At 51.0% G+C, this 1,484-nt stretch carries 1 protein-coding gene; it reads right to left on the bottom strand.

Features of this window, described 5'->3' with window-relative positions:
* A partial coding sequence (locus IVW53_15980) for a hypothetical protein (protein MBF6607062.1) occupies positions 1 to 1,364 on the bottom strand: 1,364 nt, incomplete at its 3' end.
* Positions 1,365 to 1,484: the final 120 nt, after the last annotated feature.

Genomic DNA, 1,484 nt, shown 5'->3' on the forward strand with positions numbered 1-1,484 from the left:
AACAGATCTATGCTAGTAACATCCTTGTTTGCTTGTCTGAGCATCTGCTCAGCTGAGTGCCATGCTTTGGCAGCAGATCCTGTCAAACAGGCTGCCGCTACATCGACTTGCATTGGGCCAGGCACATTTTGCAATCTGATGTACCTGGCAGCTTGCATGATCCATGACTCAATATCTTGCTGGGGATCTGTGCCAGCAAATTTGTCAGGCATGGGCACCTTAACATGTGAGGTTCCTGGTGAGCTAGTGGCTTGTAAGGGACTGGGATGGCTAGTTCCTGGCCTGAATGTGAACACAGGATTTGCTGGGCCTGGAAGGCTGAGCTGTGCTGGTATATCATTGCTAGTCATGGAGGGTACAGACCCCACATGTGTTCCAGTCAAAGCTCTTGTGGCCAGGTTAGTCAATCTGGGGCCTACCGCTGGTACGAAACCATCGATGCTCTGGGTAGCCGCGGCACGCCGCAGCAGCTGTGCAGCCGCTACGATCTCCTGTCTGCTGGGTTCCATGGCACCGGATGGCAGAGGTTGCTGGTCAAAGTCCATCGGATCAGGCGGTGACGCCGCTGGTGGTGGCCACTGTGATGCTGAACCTGCAGCTTGTGCATAAGAAACTTCTGGTATTGCTCGTGCTTGTGTGCTAGTAGCTGGTGGTGAGGTGCTAGTGGGTTGCACGCGTGTGCGAGTACCTTGCCCTGAAGACAGGCTCTGGTGCATTGCTTGTGAGCTAGTGGCTGGTGATTCTGGTGAGCTTGTGCCTTGTCCAGGGGCAGATCCTTGTGCTTGTGCTGAAGCCATTCCTGTAAGATCAGCCATCACATTAGATACATTCACATTGCCTCCTGTGGAAACAGTGCGAGCTGATCTGCTTGTGCCTGCAGACATTGCTGGCACATTAAAAGGAATGCCTAGTCTTGTAGAGATACCTCTCAGTTCTTGTGAGATCCTGGTGGTTGTGCTTGCCACGCTCATCAAGACAGGATGGTCCTCATTCTGCAGCTCTTGTATTTGCTTGATCAATCTGGTCTGCTTGTTGGCTCTTTTTGCAAGTGCATCTACATCAGCCTGGTGAACAGCATCTTGTCTTTCGTATTGTAGAACACGTTGCTCAAGCCATACCAGCCTTTCTTCGTCGGTGTAGCAAGGCTGATCCTGCTCGTGGGGCTGATTCTGCTGGTGATCTCCCTCGGCATCTGGCTCATCGTCAGTGTAAGGAATGCCTTGTAGGGCTGCTGGTCTGTCTTGTTCATCTTGTGTCATGTTTTCATCAACATCTACGTCTTCATCGGACGTTTCACCTTCAACTCTATGCGAGAGCAACTCTGCAACGTCTTTAGGTGCATCGGCAGGAGGATACGACATCACTCATCGATCACATCCAAAAGCCATACATGTTCACTCGATCTTTTACTTAACATCTCCGAAACCTTTATCAGAGACTCTAGCTGTATGGGTCTAGTGGTTGTGGGCATATTGTCTTGTGCT

The sequence above is a fragment of the Chloroflexota bacterium genome (assembly GCA_015478725.1).
Classification (GTDB): Bacteria; Chloroflexota; Limnocylindria; order Limnocylindrales; family CSP1-4; genus C-114.